27 protein-coding genes are annotated in these 23,257 nt (G+C 35.5%); all 27 read left to right on the plus strand.

Annotated features, from left to right (window positions below; all coding sequences use genetic code 11):
* The first annotated feature begins 148 nt into the window (after nt 1-148).
* A complete protein-coding gene (locus HCB49_RS12840; protein WP_185605165.1) occupies nt 149-760 on the plus strand; it encodes a 3'-5' exonuclease in 612 nt (203 codons plus the stop codon).
* A 4-nt stretch (nt 761-764) separates the two neighbouring features.
* Entirely contained in the window at nt 765-965 is a 201-nt protein-coding gene (locus HCB49_RS12845) for a hypothetical protein (protein ID WP_185605166.1), read from the plus strand.
* A 1-nt stretch (nt 966) separates the two neighbouring features.
* Nucleotides 967-1,455: a DUF669 domain-containing protein gene (locus HCB49_RS12850; RefSeq protein WP_185605167.1), complete on the plus strand. Its 489-nt coding sequence runs from the start codon at nt 967-969 to the stop codon at nt 1,453-1,455.
* Between the two features lie 41 nt (nt 1,456-1,496).
* Nucleotides 1,497-1,673 (plus strand): hypothetical protein, encoded by a 177-nt coding sequence (locus HCB49_RS12855; protein ID WP_185605168.1) that lies wholly within the window; start codon nt 1,497-1,499, stop codon nt 1,671-1,673.
* On the plus strand, nt 1,670-3,385 hold the full coding sequence (locus tag HCB49_RS12860) for a hypothetical protein (RefSeq protein WP_185605169.1): 1,716 nt from the start codon (nt 1,670-1,672) through the stop codon (nt 3,383-3,385). Before HCB49_RS12855 ends, HCB49_RS12860 begins: the two co-directional genes overlap by 4 nt.
* The gene (locus tag HCB49_RS12865) at nt 3,386-3,637 is read left to right on the plus strand and encodes a hypothetical protein (RefSeq protein ID WP_185605170.1); all 252 of its coding nucleotides are present in this window, start codon (nt 3,386-3,388) and stop codon (nt 3,635-3,637) included.
* Nucleotides 3,627-5,504 carry a DNA primase family protein gene (locus HCB49_RS12870; RefSeq protein WP_312026200.1) on the plus strand — a complete coding sequence of 626 codons (1,878 nt, stop codon included), beginning with the start codon at nt 3,627-3,629 and terminating at the stop codon, nt 5,502-5,504. Before HCB49_RS12865 ends, HCB49_RS12870 begins: the two co-directional genes overlap by 11 nt.
* Before the next feature lie 424 nt (nt 5,505-5,928).
* Nucleotides 5,929-6,450 carry a hypothetical protein gene (locus HCB49_RS12875; RefSeq protein WP_070299360.1) on the plus strand — a complete coding sequence of 174 codons (522 nt, stop codon included), beginning with the start codon at nt 5,929-5,931 and terminating at the stop codon, nt 6,448-6,450.
* 177 nt (nt 6,451-6,627) lie between these two features.
* Nucleotides 6,628-6,945: a hypothetical protein gene (locus HCB49_RS12880; protein WP_185605171.1), complete on the plus strand. Its 318-nt coding sequence runs from the start codon at nt 6,628-6,630 to the stop codon at nt 6,943-6,945.
* Nucleotides 6,945-7,346, plus strand: coding sequence for an HNH endonuclease (locus tag HCB49_RS12885; protein WP_185605172.1), 402 nt, complete (start codon nt 6,945-6,947; stop codon nt 7,344-7,346). The genes HCB49_RS12880 and HCB49_RS12885 overlap by 1 nt, the downstream gene beginning before the upstream one ends.
* Nucleotides 7,347-7,368: 22 nt before the next feature.
* Nucleotides 7,369-7,809 carry a P27 family phage terminase small subunit gene (locus tag HCB49_RS12890; RefSeq protein ID WP_061399235.1) on the plus strand — a complete coding sequence of 147 codons (441 nt, stop codon included), beginning with the start codon at nt 7,369-7,371 and terminating at the stop codon, nt 7,807-7,809.
* Nucleotides 7,806-9,557 (plus strand): terminase large subunit, encoded by a 1,752-nt coding sequence (locus tag HCB49_RS12895; protein WP_185605173.1) that lies wholly within the window; start codon nt 7,806-7,808, stop codon nt 9,555-9,557. The genes HCB49_RS12890 and HCB49_RS12895 overlap by 4 nt, the downstream gene beginning before the upstream one ends.
* 11 nt (nt 9,558-9,568) lie before the next feature.
* Nucleotides 9,569-10,771: a phage portal protein gene (locus HCB49_RS12900; RefSeq protein WP_185605174.1), complete on the plus strand. Its 1,203-nt coding sequence runs from the start codon at nt 9,569-9,571 to the stop codon at nt 10,769-10,771.
* Nucleotides 10,740-11,315 carry an HK97 family phage prohead protease gene (locus HCB49_RS12905; RefSeq protein ID WP_185605175.1) on the plus strand — a complete coding sequence of 192 codons (576 nt, stop codon included), beginning with the start codon at nt 10,740-10,742 and terminating at the stop codon, nt 11,313-11,315. The genes HCB49_RS12900 and HCB49_RS12905 overlap by 32 nt, the downstream gene beginning before the upstream one ends.
* Nucleotides 11,312-12,661 (plus strand): phage major capsid protein, encoded by a 1,350-nt coding sequence (locus HCB49_RS12910; RefSeq protein ID WP_185605176.1) that lies wholly within the window; start codon nt 11,312-11,314, stop codon nt 12,659-12,661. The genes HCB49_RS12905 and HCB49_RS12910 overlap by 4 nt, the downstream gene beginning before the upstream one ends.
* Entirely contained in the window at nt 12,658-12,918 is a 261-nt protein-coding gene (locus HCB49_RS12915; protein ID WP_185605177.1) for a head-tail connector protein, read from the plus strand. Before HCB49_RS12910 ends, HCB49_RS12915 begins: the two co-directional genes overlap by 4 nt.
* On the plus strand, nt 12,896-13,222 hold the full coding sequence (locus tag HCB49_RS12920) for a phage head completion protein (protein ID WP_185605178.1): 327 nt from the start codon (nt 12,896-12,898) through the stop codon (nt 13,220-13,222). The genes HCB49_RS12915 and HCB49_RS12920 overlap by 23 nt, the downstream gene beginning before the upstream one ends.
* Nucleotides 13,212-13,541 (plus strand): hypothetical protein, encoded by a 330-nt coding sequence (locus HCB49_RS12925; RefSeq protein ID WP_185605179.1) that lies wholly within the window; start codon nt 13,212-13,214, stop codon nt 13,539-13,541. The genes HCB49_RS12920 and HCB49_RS12925 overlap by 11 nt, the downstream gene beginning before the upstream one ends.
* Before the next feature lies 1 nt (nt 13,542).
* Nucleotides 13,543-13,902: an HK97-gp10 family putative phage morphogenesis protein gene (locus HCB49_RS12930; protein WP_185605180.1), complete on the plus strand. Its 360-nt coding sequence runs from the start codon at nt 13,543-13,545 to the stop codon at nt 13,900-13,902.
* Between the two features lie 6 nt (nt 13,903-13,908).
* Nucleotides 13,909-14,532, plus strand: a complete 624-nt coding sequence (locus HCB49_RS12935) for a major tail protein (protein ID WP_185605181.1) — start codon at nt 13,909-13,911, stop codon at nt 14,530-14,532.
* Nucleotides 14,533-14,607: 75 nt separating this feature from the next.
* The gene (locus tag HCB49_RS12940) at nt 14,608-14,994 is read left to right on the plus strand and encodes a hypothetical protein (protein ID WP_185605182.1); all 387 of its coding nucleotides are present in this window, start codon (nt 14,608-14,610) and stop codon (nt 14,992-14,994) included.
* A gap of 230 nt (nt 14,995-15,224) precedes the next feature.
* Entirely contained in the window at nt 15,225-18,158 is a 2,934-nt protein-coding gene (locus HCB49_RS12945; protein WP_185605183.1) for a phage tail tape measure protein, read from the plus strand.
* A 4-nt stretch (nt 18,159-18,162) separates the two neighbouring features.
* Nucleotides 18,163-18,858 carry a phage tail protein gene (locus HCB49_RS12950; protein ID WP_185605184.1) on the plus strand — a complete coding sequence of 232 codons (696 nt, stop codon included), beginning with the start codon at nt 18,163-18,165 and terminating at the stop codon, nt 18,856-18,858.
* Nucleotides 18,855-20,681, plus strand: a complete 1,827-nt coding sequence (locus HCB49_RS12955) for a phage tail spike protein (RefSeq protein ID WP_185605185.1) — start codon at nt 18,855-18,857, stop codon at nt 20,679-20,681. Before HCB49_RS12950 ends, HCB49_RS12955 begins: the two co-directional genes overlap by 4 nt.
* Before the next feature lie 12 nt (nt 20,682-20,693).
* Nucleotides 20,694-21,761, plus strand: a complete 1,068-nt coding sequence (locus HCB49_RS12960; RefSeq protein ID WP_185605186.1) for a BppU family phage baseplate upper protein — start codon at nt 20,694-20,696, stop codon at nt 21,759-21,761.
* An 84-nt stretch (nt 21,762-21,845) separates the two neighbouring features.
* On the plus strand, nt 21,846-22,271 hold the full coding sequence (locus tag HCB49_RS12965; RefSeq protein ID WP_260479531.1) for a phage holin family protein: 426 nt from the start codon (nt 21,846-21,848) through the stop codon (nt 22,269-22,271).
* Nucleotides 22,271-23,236, plus strand: a complete 966-nt coding sequence (locus HCB49_RS12970; RefSeq protein WP_185605188.1) for an N-acetylmuramoyl-L-alanine amidase — start codon at nt 22,271-22,273, stop codon at nt 23,234-23,236. The genes HCB49_RS12965 and HCB49_RS12970 overlap by 1 nt, the downstream gene beginning before the upstream one ends.
* Nucleotides 23,237-23,257 lie beyond the last annotated feature (21 nt).

The raw sequence follows: 23,257 nt of genomic DNA on the forward strand, positions 1-23,257 counted from the left end.
GGAAGTGAAAGAAGCTCCTAAAACTCGTGAACGTCGTCAGCGTAAACCTCGTGCTGAAAAAGAAGAAGTGGTTGAAGAAACGAAGGAAGAAGCTCCACGACGGAAGCGTCGGAAGCGTGATTAAAAATTAGAAGGAGGAACTAAATAAATGGGTTATGTAGTACTAGATTTTGAAACGACTGGTTTAAATTACAAAGACGATGACATTATCGAATGTGCAGTAATTAAGTTAGATGATGACTTAAATGAAGTATCACGATTTTCAACATTTGTGCATACTGAAAAAGTGTTAAGTGAAAGGATAACGGAACTAACATCTATCACGCAATCCGATGTTGAAAATGGAATGAAAATTCGTCACTTATACACAATATTAAATTCATTAATTACGAGTGTTGATATATTAGTATGTCATCATGTTCCATTCGACTCCGCGTTTTTAAGTGAACTGGGTATTGTTGCAAGTAAATATATTTGCACGAAAACGTTAATGAATATGTTAGAGCCAAATGAGTCATCATCATTAATTGCAGTTTGTGCGCGCTATAATATCAAACATGAAAATGCACATCAAGCAATGAGCGATGTAGAAGCTACTGCAAATATACTACGTGAATTCCGTGATGAACTAGATGATTTGAGTAATACGTTAATTGTAAAAGCTGATAGACCTTTAACATTTATTCCAGCATTTACCAAATGTATTAGATTAGATGAGAATTGTTTACCAAGCCAAGTATTAAAAGAAGAAGGGAAATGAATCAATGAAAAGACAACTTACAGTTAAAGAATCTTATTTTGCAACAACAAAAAAAGAGGCGGAGGATGTTGTTAAAGATGCACTTGAAGATAAGCATTTAATCAAACAATCTATTACCGAAAAATCGAGTAAAAATGGTGATTATTTTCAGATTGATGTTGAATTTAAATACAATACCGCACGCGGATTAATGGAGGGAGAATAATATGAGCGAAGAGAAAAAGAAAATTGACTGGGGAAAAATGGATAAGTCGTTTGATTTTACTGGAATTGATGAAAAGGTGAAAGAAGCAAGTGGCGGAGGTGGAGACTTCCCCGAAATTCCGGATGATACGTATGAAGTAGAAGTGGAAAAATTAGAATTAACAACATCTAAAAAAGGTGATCCAATGTTAAGTATTTGGTTCAAGATTTTAGAAGGTGAATTTAAAGGTAGTCGACTTTTCTACAATAAAGTGATGCAACCTCAGAACGATCGAGCGTTTGGTTTCCAAGTTCATCAAAATAACATTATGCTACGTGATCTATCTGATTGGGAAGAAGATGCAGTTGAGTTTGAGAATCTAAAACAATATAATGAGTTAATTTTAGATATTGCGGAATCGATTGAAGAAGATAATTTGGAATATCTTATTGAAAAAGGAACCAATAAAGGTGGCTACGACACATTTAAGATTGTTGAAATTTTAGAATAAAATAAGGGGCTTCATGCCCCTTTAATAAAGGAGGTTCGCAAATGGAATGTTATTTACAAATTACAAATGAAGCCGCCGTGAAAATGATATTGAACGGTGATTATAATGAGTTATGGTTTGAAAAAGACGGTGACATTGTAACGTGTGAAGATCGTTTACTAGATGTTCACGCACTACCAAAATTTAAATTTTTCGTAAGGTTGTCGGATGAAAAATGATTTTCTATGACTTTGAAGTTTTCAAATATGATTGGATGGTTTGTATTGTTGATACAAATACACGTAAAGCACAATCGTTTATCAATGATAATGAAGGTTTTAAATCATTCTATGAGAAAAATAAATATGAAATTTGGGTAGGTTTTAACTCAAGACACTATGACCAGTTCATTTTAAGAGCCGTAATTTTAGACTTGGATTTAAAGGAACTCAATGATTATATTATCAAAAAACGTATATCGGGTTGGAAGTTCAGTCAATTATTTTATAAGGTCCAACTATTTAACTACGATGCTAAACTATCACGTGATAAAAGCTTAAAACAGCTTGAAGCATTCATGGGTCATGATATTCAAGAAACTTCTGTCCCTTTTGATATTGACCGAAAGTTAACCACTCAAGAATTGAAAGATGTAGAAAAATATTGTTTACATGACGTATATGAAACGATAGAAGTTTTTATGAAAGAATCAACTGAGTTTAATTCACACTTAGCATTGATACAAGAGTTTAATTTACCAATAAGGCATATTAGTAAGACACAAGCGCAATTAGCTGCTATCATCTTAGATGCAAAAAAACAACCAGACTTAGAAGATGACTATGACATAATTTTACCATCAACATTAGATATTGAAAAGTATTCGTATGTTATTGATTACTTCAAAAGTTACACTAAAGATATATGTAAAGAGTTGAAAACGGACATTGCTGATGTGAAACATGTCTTTGCGGCTGGTGGCGTTCATGGTGCCAAGAAAAATTATATTCATACTTGTCAATCGGACGAGTTAATAATAATGGCTGATGTTGACCAGCTATACCCAACCATGATGATTGAATATGATTTATTGTCACGTGGTGTAAGTCGTCCGGAAAAATTTGAGAAGATATTAGAAACAAGTCTTAAATTAAAAGCCGAAGGACGGAAAAAAGAACGTGAACCATATAAACGAATATGTAACATCACATACGGCGCCGAAGGAGACAAGTTCAATCCTATGTTTGATGCTCGAAACAGGTTACTGGTTTGTGTTTATGGTCAGTTGTTCATGCTTGATTTAATTGAAAAATTAGAAGCTATTTCATCATTTGAACTTATTCAGTCGAATACGGATGGTGTGCTAATAAAAATCAAAGAAAAAGACTTTGACGTCTTAGACGATATTGTTTTTGAATGGGAAAATCGAACAGGTCTACACATGAGTTTTGACTTCTATCAGAAAGTAATACAAAAAGATGTTAATAACTATTTGATAATTGATGAAGAAGGTAATTATAAAAGTACAGGTGCATATGTAAAACAATTAAGTGATCTGGATTATGATTTGGCGATAGTGAATAAAGCAGTTGTAAATTATTTTGTTCATAATATACCAGTTGAAAATACTATTTTAAATTGTGATCAGTTGATTGAATTTCAGAAGGTTGTCAAGTTAACAAGTAAGTTCGAGTATGCAACCTACAATCGAAAAAAACAAACTGAAAAAGTGTTTCGGGTATTTGCAAGTACTAATGAAAACGATGGTGAACTACGCAAGGTCAAAAAGACGGATGATAAGTTAAGTTCTCAAAAAATAGCTAATACTCCGCTTAATTGTTTTATTGATAATAGTGATATTACTGGTAAGAAAATACCAAGTGAATTGGATAAAAACTGGTATATAAAGCTTGCTAAAAAGAGGATTAAAGACTTTGAAGGAGGTAAATAGATGTCAGACGAAATGGAGTATATAGGTAAGATATTATGTCTCAATGCCGTGATTAAAGAACTAAATGACCTTGATTATTCTAATATTCATGATATTGGAATTAACGTTAGTAATGATAATATTGACAACAATATGTTGATTAATATTTCAATTCCGTTTCACGTAGCACTTGAAATTATTAAACGGCGTTTTGAAAAAGACTCTGAAAATAATAGTAATAAATTTAACAATAATGGTGAAAATGATGTATAAAGGTTATTTGAAAGGTAGCGGCAAACACGCCGCTACGAAATTCAAAAATGGAGAGACAGAACTACTTTCATTCGAAGAAGCTGAACAGCTAGATGAATATGTGGGTCTACTCGAAGATGGAATTGTGATGGTGGATGTAGATGATTATGCTGATGCTGAAAAATTACTTCACATTGTAAATACATTAGAAATTAACTGCTCTGTACTTGAAACTGATAACGGGATGCACTTTTACTTTGATGGCTCCAATCTAACCAGTAACAAGATTAAATGGTATACAGCAATTGGGATTAAGTGTGATTTTAAGCTTGGTACTAGAAATACACCCGACCCGCTCAAAATCAACAAAAAACCACGTCGTTGGATTAAAGAATTAGATGAACTGGATGAATTGCCAAAATGGTTGTATCCAATGAACCGCAAGACCAACCAAATTGCAGAACTCGAAGAAGGTGATGGGAGAAATGATTTTCTATTCACGTATATTCTCACATTGCAATCTGAAAGTTTAAGCAAAGACGAAATCCGCGAAACAATCAATATCATCAATAGATTTATTCTTGCTGATCCAGTCAGCGACGAAGAACTTAATGTTATATTGCGTGATGAAGCTTTTATGAAAGAATCATTTTTTGTCAAAGGCACATTCCAGCATCACAAATTTGCGCATTTTATCTTAAAAGAACATCATATTATCACGCTAAACGGTGTCTTACACATATACGACGAAGGCATTTATTCAGACAATCAACTTGACATCGAACGCGCTATTATTAAAAATTTACCCGCATTGAATCAATCGAAGCGAAGGGAAGTAGTTAGCTATCTACAAGCAATAGCATCAGAAGGTAAAATGGCGCCAGTCCATTATGTGGCTGTGGAAAATGGACTGTTAAATATTGAGACATGGGAACTTGAAGAGTTTACGCCCGAATTAGTCATCAAAAATAAAATTCCCATTCGATATGTCGCGGATAGTTATTCCGAAGTGACGGACAGAACACTAAATAAGATAGCATGTCAAAATAAGCAGTTACGCGCTGTTATGGATGAACTGTTTGGTTATATCTTATTACGTCGGAATGAGCTTGGAAAAACGTTTATATTAACCGGAAATGGGTCGAATGGTAAGAGTACATTTTTAAAAATGTTACGCCGATTTGTTGGGAAAGAATCAACTTCAAGTTTAGATTTAAAAGACTTAAACAAGCAATTTAAAAATGCGATGTTATTTGGTAAACTCGCGAATATCGGTGATGATATTGCAAAGACTCCGATTCGTGATTCATCAGAGTTTAAGAAGTTAACGACTGGTGAAGCTATCACCGTTGAGCGAAAAGGACATGACCCTTTTGACTTTGAAAATTATGCGAAATTGATTTTCTCCGCTAATGAAACACCTATCATTGAAGATAACTCTGATGGTCTTCTACGTCGATTAATGTTGATACCTTTCAATGCGAAGTTCTCACCTCGCGATGACGATTTTGACCCTTTTATTGTCGACAAATTAATGACAGATGAATCACTAGAATATATGCTACAAATTGCAATAGCATCATTAAAACGATTGTTGAAGAACAATAAATTTACACAAAGTAATCTAGTTGATGCTGAACTGAACAAATATAAAATATTCAATAGTCCTATCTTAGGATTCTTAGATGATGTAAATCCTAAGGTAGAAAATGAATCAACTGGTGATATTTTCGCACAATATAATATTTGGTGTCATGAGAATGACTATGAAGCTACTAGTAAAGTAGTATTTTCTCGCGATGTTTGCAGAATCAAAGGTATGAAGACGAAGAATAGTAAAGTTAATAAAAAACAAGTAAAAATATTTGTTACGGATGAAAAGGGATAAAAAGGTTATTATATCAATGTTCTAGTTATTAAAACGTTACAACAGTTACACATGTTACTACTGAATGTGTAACCTTGATAATAGTTGTACTGTCAATGATTAGTTGATATTTAGTTACGGGGTTACAGATGTTTCTAATTTCTTTTATAAGGAAGAAACTAAGAAGATAAATATAATAATAAATAAGAAAATATTATATAATGTGTAACCAAAAAAATATCTTAAAGTGTTGATATATAAAGCTTCATCCATCTTTTTAGTTAAAAATCATCTGTAACCATTTAAGGAGTGATTTAAATGTTCGGATTGTTAATATGCAATATTATTGTGACAAGTATACTTGCTTATTATGTATACAGACTATCTTGTGATTTGTATTCACTTAGAATTGAAATATTTCAAAATAAGAAGGTGAAGTGATACTTTGAAATTAAATAAGAATGATATTCGTTTGATTGTGAAGACTGTGAAAGAAGTGAATCGCGATGAACTAGATGACAAGCAACGCGAGCGAAAGAACTGGAAGTTACGTAATGTAAAGTTACTCATGACAAACTACCGATTATTAAAAAGATATTGTAATGATGTCACTGATCAGATTGACGTCATTGAGAGTATTCTTGAAGAACTAGGACGAGAAAGTTTAATACTTCATTCTATCAATGATAACAAGTTGAAGACGCAAGCAATGATGAAGCATGTTGACAATGTACTAAATGTGTATGAAGATAATTGCTTAAATGGCAATCATGAAGATCAACGACGATATAAATTGTTGTACGAGTTTCATGTAAAGGAACCTCAATTATCAACAAACCGCATTTGTGAAAAGTATAATATCAGTCGAGCTTCATTGTATCGCGAATTGAAACGAGCCTATGAAACAATCGTCATTCTAATGTTTGGTATTGATTCGTTTGATGATTTAGCAGACTATAAAGGCTAGTGAGAAAAAGACGAGAACAACATGAGACAACTAACATGTTATTATGATAGTGTGAGATAGTTAGCTAATACATCTAATTATTTCAAACTGAATAGTTACCTCCTTCTTGAACTCACCTCATATTATTGGGGTGGGTTTTTGTTATGAGTTGGCTAATTAAAAGGAGTTGATTTTAAAATGATTATTAAAACGGATAGTAATAGTAATGGTACATTTTACTGGGATAATGTGGAGAAGCGTACGCGTTTTGTTCGTAAGGGTGAGACACCCGAATTTGAAGTTGTTGAGAATCCGGAAACTATGTTACATGTTGAAACACCTGAGAAGCAGACTATAGAAACAACAGAGACTAAAAAACAAACAGACGACATTCAACTACTAACAGTCAAACAGTTACGTGAAGTAGTCAAAGACAAAGGTCTTGATGTTCCAGCTAATGCAGATAAGAAGACACTCATTGATGCCATCGTTCAAGCGGATGAAGATGATGAATAATGAAGTACTGTTCTTATCCAGCATGTCACAATAAGATACCATCTGGATTATATTGTGATGATCATAAGCGAAGACCTAAACGGAAAAAATATTATAGTAAAAATAAATCATTCTATAACACCGATGCGTGGGAAGATTTACGAAGCGCTGTTTATAGTCGGGATGGTGGCTTATGTCAGCATTGTGGTAAGTTTGTCTTTGGTCGTGATGCACAAGTTCATCATGTGATTCCAATTTGGAAAAATCCAGAATTAAAGTTAGATATAAATAATGTGATTTTAGTTTGTGCAACCTGTCATCCGAAATTGGAAACGAAGCCCCCCCGTACTAAAAAAAATTATTTTGATTCTTGGGGGATAGGTAGCGGGGAGGCACGCGGAGAACTCCGAGAGAAAAAATAAAAATTAAGAGGGGGTGTAAAGTTTGGCGACAAAACGGCAATTACTTGCAGATGAAGCGCATAAAGCTAGAACGATTGAACAAGATAGGGTAAAAGAAATCTTAGTAGCAAATGGAACTTGGTCTACTGCTTTATACCCTCTCTTAGAAACGTATTTGGATGCTTTCGAAATATATTTTGTTATGTATAATGATTGGCGAAGTATTGGATTTAAAGCTACGAAACGACATAGAAATAAAGCTGGTGCAACTAATGAAGTTAAACATCCATTAGCGCAACAAGTCGAAACGTGGTCATTAAAAAAAGCCAAATATTTAAATCAGCTTGGACTAGATAGTAAAAATAAAAAGCTGAAAAATACAGGTCAATTAATTGCTGAAAAAACAAATGTCAGCAAAAAGGAAAAAAATAACAAGCTTGTTGACTTTAAGAAGCGGCATATGGCGGGAGGAAATACATCATGATTGATATGTCAGTCAATTATGCAGATGAATTTTGTGAGCTAGTATCTAAGAATTCTAAGCGTTATCCAAAGTCAATTAAGAAAGCTGTTAAGAGATACAAGACGTGGAAAAAACGGAAAGATATTCAATTTGATTTAGAACGAGCTAATACCATGCTCTTATTTACCGAAACATTTGTAAAACATGCAAAGGGTAAATGGGCGGGACAACCACTTATATTAGAACCATGGCAAAAATTTGTCTTCTCGAATATTTACGGGTGGGTTCATTATGATAAAGAAAAGCAAAAAACGGTTCGTGTAATTCAAAAAGTATACTTGCAAGTTCCTAAAAAACAAGGTAAATCGCTGATGGGTGGCGCACCAATAATTTATGGTATGTATGGTGAGGACGTCAAGGGTGGCGAATTCTATGTGATGGCAAATGACTTTGACCAAGCACAAATGGCGGCTATTCCAATCGCTATGACAATTGAAAATAGTCCAGACTTGGCTGAAAATAGTGATATTTACTATAAAGAAAAGAAACTCACTAGTATTAATTATACATTTGTAGAAGAAATGATTGATGAAGAAGGCGATGATTTTCTTCAAAAATATCGTAACAATTTAGAAGTGCTATCAAAAAGCATTGATGGAGCTGATGGTAAAAACCCCTATATCATATTAGCCGATGAAGTTCACGCGTGGATAAAATCGGAACGATATGACAACTTAAAATCGGCACAAGGTGTGCAAGATGAACCATTATTAATTGTAACGACGACTGCCGGGAAAGACCCCAATACGTTAGGTGTTCGAATATATAAAGAATCAAAAGAAATTTTAAACCTCGACAATGATGATTCGTGGTTTATTTTTATTTCTGAACCTAACAAAGGTTTTGATTGGGAAGACCCAAAAGTTTGGGAAATGGTTAACCTTAATTTAGGTGTTTCAGTTAATATGCAATTTATTCGCGGGCAGTATTTAGAAGCAAAAAGGAATTCGTTTAATAAAGCGGAATTTATGAGTAAGCAACTAAATGTATTCGTCAATTATGCAGAATGTTATTTTGAACTTGATCAACTAGAACAAATAATTGTAGACGATCTCGGCGATTTAGAAAATGAACAATGCGTTGTTGGTATTGACTTATCAAAAACAACAGACTTAACATGTGTGTCGTTAAATTTTCCAGTTGTTAATGAAGAAGGAAAAGGTATTTTGAAATTCAAACAGATGTACTTTATACCTTCGCATAACATAGCCGAAAAAGAAAAGCTTCGAAATGTTCCGTATCGAGAACTAGCAGAGCGCGGGTTTCTTACTATTTGTGATGGTAAGACAATTGACTACAATATGATATTTGAGTACGTCATGGAAAATTATAGTATTTATGACATCTTACAAATTAACTATGATCCCGCCATGTCAGAAAAATTAGTTGAAAGATTTGAACTAGAAGGTATTGAATGTGTGAGTGTTGGTCAATATCCGAATGTGATGAATGACGTAATTGATGACTTTGAAATGCTGTTATATCAAGATCGGGTTTATACTGATAACCCTTTGTTTTTGTTTTGTGCATCAAATGCAAAAATAATAACGAACATCAGTAATCAAAAAGCACCGAGTAAAAGAAAATCACCAGAACATATTGATGGTTTTGTTGCGATGCTTGTTGGACATAAAGAATCAATGTTGATGGTAATGGATTATATATCAGAAGATGACATGAATGATTATCTGGATGATATTTACAATTAGGAGGTGAGAAGTTGGGATTGAGAGAACGTTTTTCAAATTATGTTTTTAAACGGTCACAAACTACTGGTTTATATGATGACATTATTGACGGTGTTGTTCGATATAATTCCTTTTATTCGAATCAAGATGATATTTTAAAAAGTTCTGATGTCTATGAACTCATGCAAGACATTAGTAATCAAATTTCACTTGCTGAAATCGTCGTTGAAGAAAATGGTAAAGAAGTTCATGATCATCCAGTTTTGAAGATTATTAATCAACCAAACAGTTATCTAACTGGATTTGAATTTAAAAAATTACTAATCAATGAATATTTGTTAAATGGTGAAGTATTTCCGATTCTGGTTGATAACCAATTACATTTATTAAACAATGTACAGGTTGAATTAAATGATCAGTTAATTCCCGTGTATAAAAGTGGTGGAACGAAAATATACAATTGGATGATTCGCCACATAAAAAATGTTGGTTTAAATCATTTAAAAGGAGTTGGAATTAAAGAGCTTGCAAGAGACACGTTAGATGGTGTGTTATCCGCTGAAAAGTCACTCACGAATAAATACCAAAAAGGCGGCTTAATGGCTTTCCTCTTGAGATTAGATGCCCATATTAACCCAACGAATGGCGCGCAAAAGAAAATCATTAAAGCTATTCGAAGTCAGTTGGAAGGGATTGACAATCCGAATCAAGTGAAAATAATTCCTTTGGGGAAAGGTTATAACATTGAAACACTGGACTCACCTGTCGACGATGAAAAAACATTGAAATACTTATCTGTCTACAAGAAAGACCTGGGTAAATTTTTAGGTATTAATGTAGAAACATACCAAACTTTAATGAAGACAGACATTGAAAAAGCAATGATGAACATGCACAACAAGACTGTTCGTCCTATATTGAAAAACTTAGAAGACCATTTGAGTCTTCTTTTTTTCGGTAAAAATTCAAATAAGCGGATTAAATTCAAAATTAATATTTTGGACTTTGTCACGTACAGTACTAAAACAAACATTGCCTACAACTTAGTACGAACTATGATTACCACTCCAGACGACGCACGCGAAATGCTAGGTTTTGAAAAACTAAACAGTGATGAATCAAGTAAATTATACATTTCAAAAGATTTGGTTGCTGGTAGTGATTTAGGTAATGCAACTAACGACAGCTTGAAAGGGGGTGAGAATGAAAGTGAAAACGGAACAGAGGACGTTTAACATCAATAATATTAAAACAAGGGATGACACAGATACAGACGTAATTACCTTAACAGGTTATGCGTCTGTTTTTAATTCTTCAACGATGATTTCTGATTGGTTTGAAGAAACGATTGAACAAGGTGCATTTGCAAGGGCAATTAGTGATAACAATGACATACGTTGTTTGTTTAATCACGATTGGGCTCATGTCTTAGGACGAACAAAAGCGGGAACTTTGCGACTTGAAGAAGATGATCATGGTTTGAAATTTGAAGTTACTCTACCTAATACAACAGTAGCGCGGGACTTAGTCGAAAGTTTAAAACGCGGTGACATCAATCAATGTAGTTTTGGTTTTATCCCTGTACAAGAGACATGGAACTATGACAGTGATCCAATTTCACGCGTTATTACTGATGTGGATTTGATGGAAGTTTCTATTGTCTCATTGCCCGCGTATGAAGATACGGAGGTTGATTTAGTCAGAAGTGTCACATTTAAAGAAGATGTTGAAAAGCGTAAAGCAATACTAAAAAAAATTAAAGAGGTGCAAAATTTATGAATAAAAAATTATTGAAAAAAATGAAAGAACAACGTGAAAAAAGACTGGAAGAATTAAAAGGAAAAGTTACGAACGGTGAAATTCGCGCAGCCGATTTGGATGCTGTAAATGGTGAAATTGATACTATTATTGAGGAATTACAAGGTATCAAAGACGAACTATCTGGTGATGAAGATTCTTCTGATGAAGAAGATGAAGAACCCGCAGAAGAAAAGAGTAGTGAAGAAGATGATGACGAAGCTCGTGACGATGACAATACCGATGAAGAGCGTGGTGCTAGTTTAAATCCGGAACAACGTGATGCAATTATGGGTGCTATTAGTAAAGGTTTAAATGTTCGTGCTAAAAATACTAATAAACAAATTGAAAAGCAAATTCGATCCGCATTTGCTAATTTTGTCGTTGGTAATATTACCGAAGCAGAAGCACGCGCACTAGGTATTGATGCGGGTAATGGTTCGGTGACAGTACCGGAGGTTGTAGCATCGGAAGTTATCACATACGCACAAGAAGAAAACCTACTTCGTAAGTACGGAACAGTAGTACGAACGGAGGGTAATGTTAAATACCCTGTTCTAGTTAAAAAAGCCGCGGCTAATGTGAATAAAAAAGAGCGAAGCAATACTGATGAAATTGATGAAACTGTTACCGAATTTGATGAAATTCTACTGTCACCAGCTGAGTTTGACGCGCTTGCAACAGTAACAAAAAAATTACTCAAAATGTCTGGTGTAAATGTTGAGGATATTGTTATTGAAGAATTGAAAAAAGCGTATGTTCGAAAAGAAACTAATTACATGTTTAATGGTGACGATGCTGGAAATGAAAATCCGGGGGCATTAGCAAAAAAAGCAGTAGAATTCACACCTTCTGTACCTGTTAATTTGAAAGCAGAAGACGCGGGGCAAAAGCTATATGATGCACTAATTGAATTAAAAAATACACCTTGTTCAGACGTAATGAAAAAAGGGATGTTTATTGTTAATCGTGCGGCATTAACTGCCATTGAGCAAATGAAAACAAATGACGGTTTCCCATTATTACGCCCATTCCAACAAGCAGAAGGTGGAATTGGTCACACGCTTGTAGGTTATCCGCTTGACTGGACAGATGCTACTGATAAACCGGGTGATGCTAATCTACCTCGTTTATACTTCGGTGATTTCAAAGCCTTTAAAATTCAAGATGTCATTGGTGCATTAGAAATTCAGAAACTAGTTGAAAAATATGCTAGTACTAATCGCGTCGGTTTCCAAATTTATAATCTTCTCGATGGACAATTAGTTTATAGTCCATTTGAACCAGCAGTGTTTAAAATGGATATCCCAGAAGTGACAGGTGCATGAGTGTAGATATTGAGAAATTTAAATCGCATATTCACTTTGAAGAGGGCATGGACGATAGTTTGTTAGAATTTTATTTATTGCAAGCTACAAGTTATGTCAAGAATGGAACAGGTGAAGAGAATGAACAATTAATACTTCTAGTTGCATCTGTTTTTTATCAGTTCAGAGTATCCGAAAAAGAGTTGGAGTCAGCGCTTAATGCCTTGACTCCATTTTTTGTAGCGGAGGTGTACAATGCCGAAAGTGACGACGAATAGCCGAAAATGGAAAGCGGAGGTTATGAATCGAGTTCAAACAATTGATAATAATGACCGTCCAGTAACAACTTATACATTCAGTAGAATTGCTTACTATAAGACACTCGGTGTAACATCAACTGAAAAATATCAATCCGCGAAAGAAAGTTCTGAGGTTGTCAAACGTATTAATATCGCATTAGATAATCGAATTAATACGAAAGATTTTGGAATCCGGATTGGTGAGCAGATGTATAATATTGAGCGAATTTGGACGGATGATGATCAGCGGGAAATGGAGTTGAGTTTATCCTATGTTGATTGATTTTGAAACTTTTCGAAGTCTATTAAAACGGACTGGTATTCCTGTTTATCGTAATAAAGCAGTAAATAATGAAAACTATCCTTTCATTATTTACACTCATGCTTTTGAAAAAGATAAGCGGGCTAGTAATAAGTTAGTACGTAACATAAAAACATTTCAAGTGTCACTATTTACGACAGGAACAGAGGAAGATATAAATGTGTTAACGAGCATTTTCAATACTTATCCGATTGGATATGCTCCATTTCGAAGTATTTCTGGTGATGAAAATGATGATACAGTAACAAATTTCTTCACGTATGTTGAGGTGATTTATTAATTTGGCGAATAGAAATGGATTTGAAGATGGTTTGCAAAAATTAGGTAAACTATCTAATGTAAATGAATTAATTGCTGTTGAAGCATTAGAGGAAGCCGCTAATTTTTTCGTTAATATGTTACGTCCCGCGATTCCTCGTTCAGTGAGTAATCGACAACATCTACAGAATTCATTAAGTGTGAAAGTAGAAAACAATATCGTCATTGTATACTTTGAAGATGAAAGTTTTTATTGGCGATTTGTCGAACACGGGACAAGTAAACAACGTGCGCAAAATTTTGTTCGTGGAACATATGAACAAAATCAAGCGAAAATTGAAGAAATCATGTTAAGTAAAATAATTAAAAAAATGGAGGTATAAATAGTTATGGAAGAAAAACAAGATCAAATGATTTACCCTGTTGGTGTAGATGATTTACTAATTTGTATGATGGTGGAACAAGATACATCTACAGGTGCGCCGAAATATGATTTAAAAGTTTGGCGTTTACCAGTAGTGGTAAAATTGGGTATCAAAGGAAATGGATCAGTAAAAGCAAAGTATGCTTCTAATAAAATGTTTGCTCGGGTGGGACGACAAACGGAACACGAGTTATCTTTAGACTATGTTGCCATTCCGGTTGCACTGTTTGATGTAATGCAAGGCATTACACATAATGAAGGTGTTTCCTTCTCAACTACTAACGTTAAAGAAATGCCAACGTTCGCATTAGGTTTTATTGGACCGCTATCTGATGGGTCACAAGGTTGCACTTGGTATCCTCGTGTTCAATTATCGAATGCGGAAGAATTGGAATTTGAGACCACATCAGAAGAAATTGAAATCAAAGATTTAAAACTTACTATGACGGCCAGCGGGTTACGCAATAATTCTGTGTTATATTCACAGTTTAATCCATTACGTGATTCTATAAAAAATCTAACATTGGAGAAATATATTTCTACAGTTGTTTATGATGAAGAAGTTGTTGCAGAATTAACTAAACCCTGAGCCACCCCTCATTGACGAGGGGGACGAAACAGAGGAAGAAACAGAGGAAGAATAATATAGAAGGAAGTGACCATTTTGGTAAAATTAAAAGATTTAGTAAATGTAAATATTAACAGTGATGTTATTCGAATTCAAGGTGTTGACATTCCTATAAAATTTACTATGGAAACATTCGAGCACATTGGTGATAATTACAAGGGCGGTTATACGAAATTTGAAAAAGATATGAATAAAATGTTAAGTAGTAAAAACACTAAACTAATAGGTGGTAATGTAACAATTATGCGCCTACTCGTCTATGGCATGGTTCGATCTGGCGGTACTGAATGTACATTAGAACAATTAGAAAATTCTATTGCTATAAATGAATTAGTAAGTGTCTATCAAAAAGCACTTTCTATTTTTGCGGGTCAGAACTTTCAAAGCGAGGACATGAAGCGAATTAAATCTGGAAAAAAGTAAATAGTAAAAAATCCCACGACGAAGATGTGCCGTGGGATTTTTATTTGTATGTAGCTATATCAGTATTAAATTGGGATTTACATTATTTTTTAAGTGCAACCCCTCGACATTTTATACAGCAATATGTAAAACATTTGGAGTTTACTAATCCGGATGCACTTAACGTGATAACTAGTGAAACATACACCATGGACGCAGTACCGTTATTTGGTTAGATTGGAGGTGAAACAATGTCAGATAAAGCAAGTAATGTTGTTTTAAATTTCAAAATGGATGGTCAAGTGCAGTACGCACAAACGATTAAAGAAATCAATCAAGTAATGAACATCGCCGCTAAAGAATACAAAGCACATATTGCCGCGATGGGCAATGATGCAAGTGCTACTGAGAAGTTAAGTGCCACGCAAAAGAAATTGGAAATTCAACTTGAAGGTGCACAGAAAAGAACTGAAATGTTGCGCGCTGAGTATGAGCGAATGAAAAATGACACGAATACCAGCACCGATGCGCTAAACAAGCAATATGGGAAATTAGTAGACGCAGAACGTGCAGAAGCGTCACTTTCTAATCAGCTTAAATCAACAAATGCGGCACTTGTAGAGCAGAATTCTGAAACAATGAAAAACCATAAAGCGCTCGAAGGTCTCAAACAAGAATCAAGCGAGTTGGATGCTGAAAGTCAAAAGCTAACGAGTGAATTTAAATTACAACAGTCAGAACTAAGTGATAATGCAACCGAAGCAGAAAAATTAAAAGTTGCGCAAGATCACTTAGGTAAGCAGCTGAATTTGACTGAAAAGCAAATTCACAACATGGAACAACAACTAGAACTTGTTAAAAAAGAGTACGGTGAAAATTCATCCGAAGCTAAAAAAATGGAAGCCGAACTTAATGATGCGAAAACATCATTTAACAACTTAGGCAAGGAAATGAAAAACCTTGCCGATGATTCAAAGCGGTCACAAGATGAAATGAAACAATTAGCCGCTACAGTTAAAGCCGATGCTTTTATGAACGCGTCACAAAAAGTAGCCGACTTAGGTCAAAAAGTAAAAGAGCTAGGGAGATATGCGCTTGAAGCTTTTCGGGAAGTTGACGAAGGACTTGACACGGTTATAACAAAAACGGGCGCCACGGGCAAAGCTGGGGAAGGTTTAACAAATGTATTCAACAACATTGCTGGTAATTCTAAATTTGAGTTTCAGCAAGTCGGTGACGCCGTTGGTGAGGTTAATACGCAATTTGGTTTAACGGATAAGGCGCTAGAAGACACATCTTTACAATTGTTAAAATTCGCCGATATTAATGGTTCAGATGTTACTACATCAACTATGAACGCAAAAAAGGCGATGGAAGCTTACGGTTTAGAAAATAAAGATCTAGCAATGATTATGGATAGTGTAACGAGTGTTGCACAAGGTACCGGACAAAGTGTAGATGATATTTTTGATAAAGCGGTGAAAGGTGCGCCGCAGATTGAAGCCTTAGGACTTTCATTTGCAGATGGTGCGCAGTTGATGGGGAACATGGAAAAAGCTGGTGTTGACTCAAGTGCAACATTATCTAGTTTAACAAAAGCCAGTGTTGTTTATGCGAAAGAAAATAAAACGCTTGGCCAAGGTTTATCCGAACTAGAAGATAAAATTTTAGGTGCTAAAACTGAAACCGAAAAAATCAATATTGCGGCTGAGGTATTCGGGTCGAAAGGTGCACCACGGATGGTTAAAGCAATTGATGAGGGGCGTTTAAGCTTAGATGGTCTTGCTGGAACAGCCGAAGCATCAGCGGGTACAGTATCAAAAACATTTGATGAAACACTTGATCCGATTGACAAGCAAGATGAAGCAGTGAACAACTTAAAAATTACATTTGCGGAATTTGGCGATACGATCAGTGAAGTTCTAACTCCTATTCTAGAAATACTAACATTGGTAGTGAAAGGGTTAGGTGCTTTACCTAAACCATTTCAAGCCATATTAGTTGTGCTAGGGTTGTTACTGATTGTCGCTGGTGCAGTTTTACCGCTTATTGCATCGTTTGCAGTATTTGCCGCCGCGGCAGGGGTAGGTATGGGTGCATTAGTTACAGCAATGCTACCTGTAATTGGCATTATTGTTGGTATTATAGCCGTTATTGTACTACTTGTTGCTGGATTTAAGTGGTTATGGGATAACGTCGAGGGTTTTCGTAATTTCTGGATTGGTGTCTGGGACTGGATAGTAAACGCCTTTAAGTCGGCATGGGATGCGATTCAGCCGGGACTAAAAGCGATAGGTGACGCCCTAAAAAAATTCTGGGAAGAATATAGTCCGCTACTCATTGATGCAGTAAAGTGGATAGGTGATAAAATAAATGAATTTATAACATTTATAGAACCAATTTGGACATTCTTCTGGGAAAACGTAGGGTCTACACTTAAATTTGTATGGGACATGATTGTTTCTACTATAAAATTCGCACTTGATTATTTGGGCGGATTGATTGATATTTTTGTCGGTTTATTCACGGGTGATTGGGATAGAATGGCGAAAGGGATTAGTAAAATTTGGAACGGGCTATGGAAATTTGTAACTTCAATTATCGAGTCTGGTAAAGATGCTGTAATGTCCAAAATTGATTCACTCGTTAAACTTGCCAATAAAGCTATTAAATACTTGGCTGATACAATTGGTGACAATTTCAAAGCGATGGAAGCATTTATGACTGATCCGATTGGTGCGGCAAAAGATTTTATCAAGGATATTCTTGATGATATTACTGGGTTCTTCGATAATTTAGACTTGAAGTTCCCTGAAATTGAAATGCCAAAGCTCCCGCACTTTAGTTTAGATGGTGAGTTTTCACTTAAAAATATGACCGTACCTAGTCTTAATATTGATTGGCGGGCGCAAGGTGGTATTTTCACACAACCCACAATTTTTGGTGCAAGTGGTGGAAGGTTACAGGGAGCTGGTGAAGCTGGTGATGAAGCAGTTTTACCGTTGAATGATAAAACATTAGGTGCAATTGGTAAAGGTATCGCGGCAACGATGGGTGGAGGTAATGGAGAAATACACATACATGTTGAAACTCTTGTGGCGGACAATATGGCAAGTATAGACCGATTAAATCAACGACTTCAAATGGGGGCTATGAAGTCTAAAAATATGCTAGGACAGAGGTGATAAAATGTCAGCTCCTTTTTTTGTGTTTAATAATATTAGTTCACTAGATATGAATTGCATTATCGAAAATGAACTACCTGAAATCACTCCCGCAAAACGTGTAACAGAAAAAGCAGTTGTTGGACGTAATGGGTTGTTAACTCAAAGTTTTGGTGATTATGATGCGTATGATTATCCAGTAACATTTACTATTTTAAAATATGAAGACTTAGAAAATGTAAAAAAATGGTTGCGTGGTAGTGGTCAACTTATCACACATAACGATTTAGACAAATTCCGTACTGTACGCATAAAAGAAGATGTTAGAACGTACGAAAACGAATGGGATACATTTTGGACTGTCACAGTAGTGTTTCGATGTGATCCGTTTAGACGTCAAATTAATGAACCTACGGTGACACTTAAAACTGGTGAAAATAACGTCGTCAATCAAGGTCATGAAAACAGTTTCCCGCTGTTTCGTTTTAAAGTAACAGCTGGAAATATCACATTAATTATCAACAATGAGACTTTCACTATCATTAGTACACCTGCTAACAAAGAAATCATTTTGGACTGTGAAAATGGTTTATGCTATGCCGATGGAACTTATATACGTACGTCGGGGGAATTCCCGTCACTTGTAGAAGGTGAGAACACTATTACGTTAAGTGGTAGCACTTCTCTTGCTGAAATGGACAAACGGAGTGTGTTCTTATGAGACATCAACTTAAACACATCTATTTATTTGATTCAAAAGATACGAATTTTAGTTCTAACGGTTTTGGTGCGTTGATTGATTTTTATGATGAACCAGTTGTAAAAGAAGAAATAAATGGGGAATTTAGTTTTGCTGGAACGTATAAAATCGACGGTCAACTTGCCAAGTTAATCAAGGACGGTATGTTACTAAAAGTATATTGTTCTGATCGAACTTGGCAAATGTTTCGAATCTCTCGACCGACGCGAAATATCCCGCTGATGACGATTGACATTTTTGCGTATCATATCAGCTATGATGCTAACCGGAACTTTATCGAAAAGTTTTTCGAGTCAAGCGGCTCTGGAAGTAAAATAATGTCTGGTTTACAGCAAGCACAGACGTTTACACAACCGTTTAAATTTAGCTCGGATGTAGTCACTACACATCAGTTTACAGCGAATGAAGTTAATCCGATTGATGCACTCATTGGCTCTAATAACGGTATTCAGAACCTAACAGGGGTCACAGGTGGTGAGCTACAACGTGATAACTATAATTTACGATTAAAAACGCGATTGGGTGAAGACCGAGGTTTCAGAATTGATCTAGGAATTAATCTTAATTCCATCAAAGAAACGATTGACGATAGTTCTGTAATTAACAGTTTGTACTTGATTGGAGCTACCCCGGAGGGTTCTTATTCCGCTAATCCTAAACCAATTACGTTTAAGTATTTAGAGATTCCTAAATTAACTAATGAAACGCGCATTATCGGTAAACGTACTAACTCCGAGTGCAAAACAGTAAATGACCTCAAAAAATGGGGTCAATCACTGTTTGACAAAGACAGAATACATGAGGTGAAAGTAGTTCATGAGGTTGATATGGAGGATTTGTCACAGTATGAAGAGTACAAGCATCTAACAGCACTAACGGAGCTTGTAATAGGTGATACGGTACATGTCAACGGTCGTGAGTATATAGGTGCTATTAGTGAGCGAGTTGTTTCTACTGAGTGGAATCCGCGAACCGCTAAATATAAAAAATTAACGCTAGGTAATGACTTCGATTTATATACTTTATCTCAAAATGAGACTGTTCAAAAACAAGTTAGTGAAATGAATCGAATCACGAATGACTACATTGAACGTATTAAGTCAGCTACTGAATTAATCACCGGGCAAAGTGGCGGACACGTCATTTTTAGACCTAAGGACAAGCCATCTGAAATTTTAATCATGGATACAGATGATGTAAATACTGCTAAGAAGGTGTGGCGTTGGAACTTAGGTGGTTTAGGTTACTCTTCAACAGGTGTCAACGGTTCGTTTGGTACGGCTATCACGCAAGATGGTGCTATTGTAGCCAATTTTATTACGGCAGGTGAGTTATCTGCCGCACTAATAAGAGTTGGATTTAATAAAATCGGTGATGTTATTAACATTGCAAGTAATGCGTTAGTGGTCTATAACGGAACAAAGAAATTAATGGAGTTGACCAAAAACGGTTTGCAGTTTTGGAACGCTTCTGGCTCGGAATTAGCTCGTATGGGTATCACAGGTATTCAAGACATTAAAGCCGTGGCTGGATACGGTCGAGATATGACAGGAAAAGGCGTATTTATAACGAATGAAAATGGGGAGTTTATCCAAATTGGAAATGGTGATGGTACAGCAATTCAGATTTGGGACAAAGGAAACATTGTCAGTGGTACAACACACGCTGATGGATTCCATCACGTCGGAACGTTTGCGGCTGGTAGTGATGCACCCACACTTATCGCGGATAGAGCTGGTGTATATCTCTCTGGTTCAGTTTATATTAATGGTAAAAAAATGTAGGGAGGTAAAAAAATGGCAACAAATGAAGTAATTATATTATCTATGTCAGATACGAATTACGTTGGATCGTTAGTTATTCGACGAAATGACTTAGATACACCGCAGAAACGATTTAAATGTGTTCAAAAAGACGGTACACCGTTTAATTTTAAAGATTATACGATTGTTTTTGAGGTCAGAACACCAGCCGGGAAAATCATTCGTGATTACAATAGTGAAACGCACAAAGCATTTACAAGTGAAGATGCGGAAGATGGCAGTTTCACTTATACATTTTCAAATGCACTATTTAATGAAGTTGGAGATTATCAACTTGCGTATTTTGTATTCGAAAAATGGGACAATAAACGCGAATCAATGTTAAATCGAAAAAGTACACAAAACTTTTCGTTTAAGATTGTTGAAGATGCCTACCAAGGTAGTCCGAAGCCTTCTGATTCATTGGCAGATTGGCTTCAACTGTTAGAACAATATCAGTCATGGCGGAAACAATTAGAAGATATTATTTTTTACGATAAAGAAAGCTTACTGGATGAACTAAATGAGCTTAAAACAACCGCTGATACGTTACAAGCTAAGTTTGATGATATTAACCCAGCACAACTTACGCCTTTAGCTGATTTTAATGATCATAAAAATAACGAAGATATTCACGTTACTGCCGTTGATAAAGATAGCTGGAATGATAAAGAAACAACGGTAGCATCACAAGAAAAAGCAGATAAAGCGCTAAGTGATGCTAAGACATATGTTGATAGTAAGACAACACAAACTGTCTGGACTGGTGGTTATCATATGACTGCAGCACACACTGTGACACCTTCAATTCCGCTTAATAAATGTAAGGCGTGGGTAATCTACTGGTCTAAATATAGTGGCGGTTCTGCTCAAGATTATTACTGGTGTACGCAACTTGTTACAAAGGAAGTTTTAGGAGGTCATAATTTTGACATCATGATGGATGGTAGCGCAGTTCATAAATATATTTATATCTCTAATACACAAATAACTGGTTCGAATGATAATAGTGTTGGAACGAACGGGCAAGCTGTTATGCGTAAAGTGGTTGCGATACTATAAGTGGTAATAAATTAAAATGGTGTGGTGCTTCAAATAATACATGTGACACAGATGAAAATAACATATTGAAACGAGGTCAGAGGGATGGACATAAATACGCTTGAGCTGGTCAAGCCAGCCGTAAATTTTCTTTTTGGGGAGGGAAAGGCAGTGATTCACTTTCTTATTTTTATGATCGTTTTAGATTTAATAACGGGTTATATGAAAGCTTTTAGCTCTAAATCTAAAATGAGTTTTAAATCTTCATTAAACTACATTGGTTTAATGAAAAAACTAGGCATTATTATCGCCGTTATGGTAGCCGCTACGGTAGACGCTGTTAGTATTCATATCGCAAACGGACAACTACACGTAGCTTTAATTTTCACGGTTGCAATGATCATCATGGAATGCTTATCCGTTGTAGAAAATCTCGAAGAAATAGGTGTTAAAGTTCCGATTCTAACAGATTTATTGCATAAAATGAGCAATCAAATTACAAGTAAAACGAACGGAAAGGATGAAGAATAATGTCAAAAAAACTAAAACTAGCTATATACGCAGGTCACGGCGGAGTTGATTCCGGCGCGGTAGGGAATGGCTATCACGAGGACGATTTGGCGTTGGATGTAGTGAAACGAACAACGAAAGTATTACGAGGTGCAGGGCATACAGTTATTAATAACCGAACGTCTGACGTAAATCGAAATATTTCGGTGGATGCAAAACTCGCAAACAGAGAAAAAGTAGACGCAGTTGTCGAAATCCATTTTGACTCAGCCACACCAACTGCAGAAGGAACGACTGGGTTTTATTGCGAAGGTTCTTCTTCTAGTAAAAAATTAGCACAATGCGTTAATGATAAGTTAGATGATGTTTTTAAAGATCGCAATGTTAAACCAGACACAAGCACACGTCACGGCCGATTAGGTATTTTACGAGAAACAAACGCAGTTGCAACGTTGCAAGAAGTTGCGTTTATCACTAACAAAAACGATATGATTAAATACAATCAACGTGCCGATGAAGTAGCGACAAAAATAGCTGAGGGGATTCTTTCGTATTTTGATGAAAAGTTACCCGCGCAAAACCCAAATCGCCATTCTGGCGCAATTGTAGATTCTATTCCAGCTTTACCGAAACCGGACTTTAAAACATCACCCACACAGATGTTCAAAGCCGGGACATCAATACTTGTTTATGATCACAACAAGTATTGGTATAAGACGTATATTCACGATAAACTATGCTACATTTATAAAGATTTCTGTGTTCCAAATGGTCAGAAAGATGTAAAAGGTCGTATACCTGTAAAAATTAAAAGTGCGAAAGACCTTCGTATCCCTGTTTGGAATAATACGCGACTAAATAGCGGTAAAATAAAGTGGTACAGTCCTGGCACAAAATTATCATGGTACGATAATAAAAAAGGCTACTTAGAATTGTGGTACGAAAAGGATGGTTGGTATTACACTGCTAACTACTTCTTGAAATAAAAAAAAGACCTCTTGGCTTCA

The sequence above is a fragment of the Listeria cossartiae subsp. cayugensis genome (assembly GCF_014229095.1).
In the GTDB taxonomy this organism is placed as follows: domain Bacteria; phylum Bacillota; class Bacilli; order Lactobacillales; family Listeriaceae; genus Listeria; species Listeria cayugensis.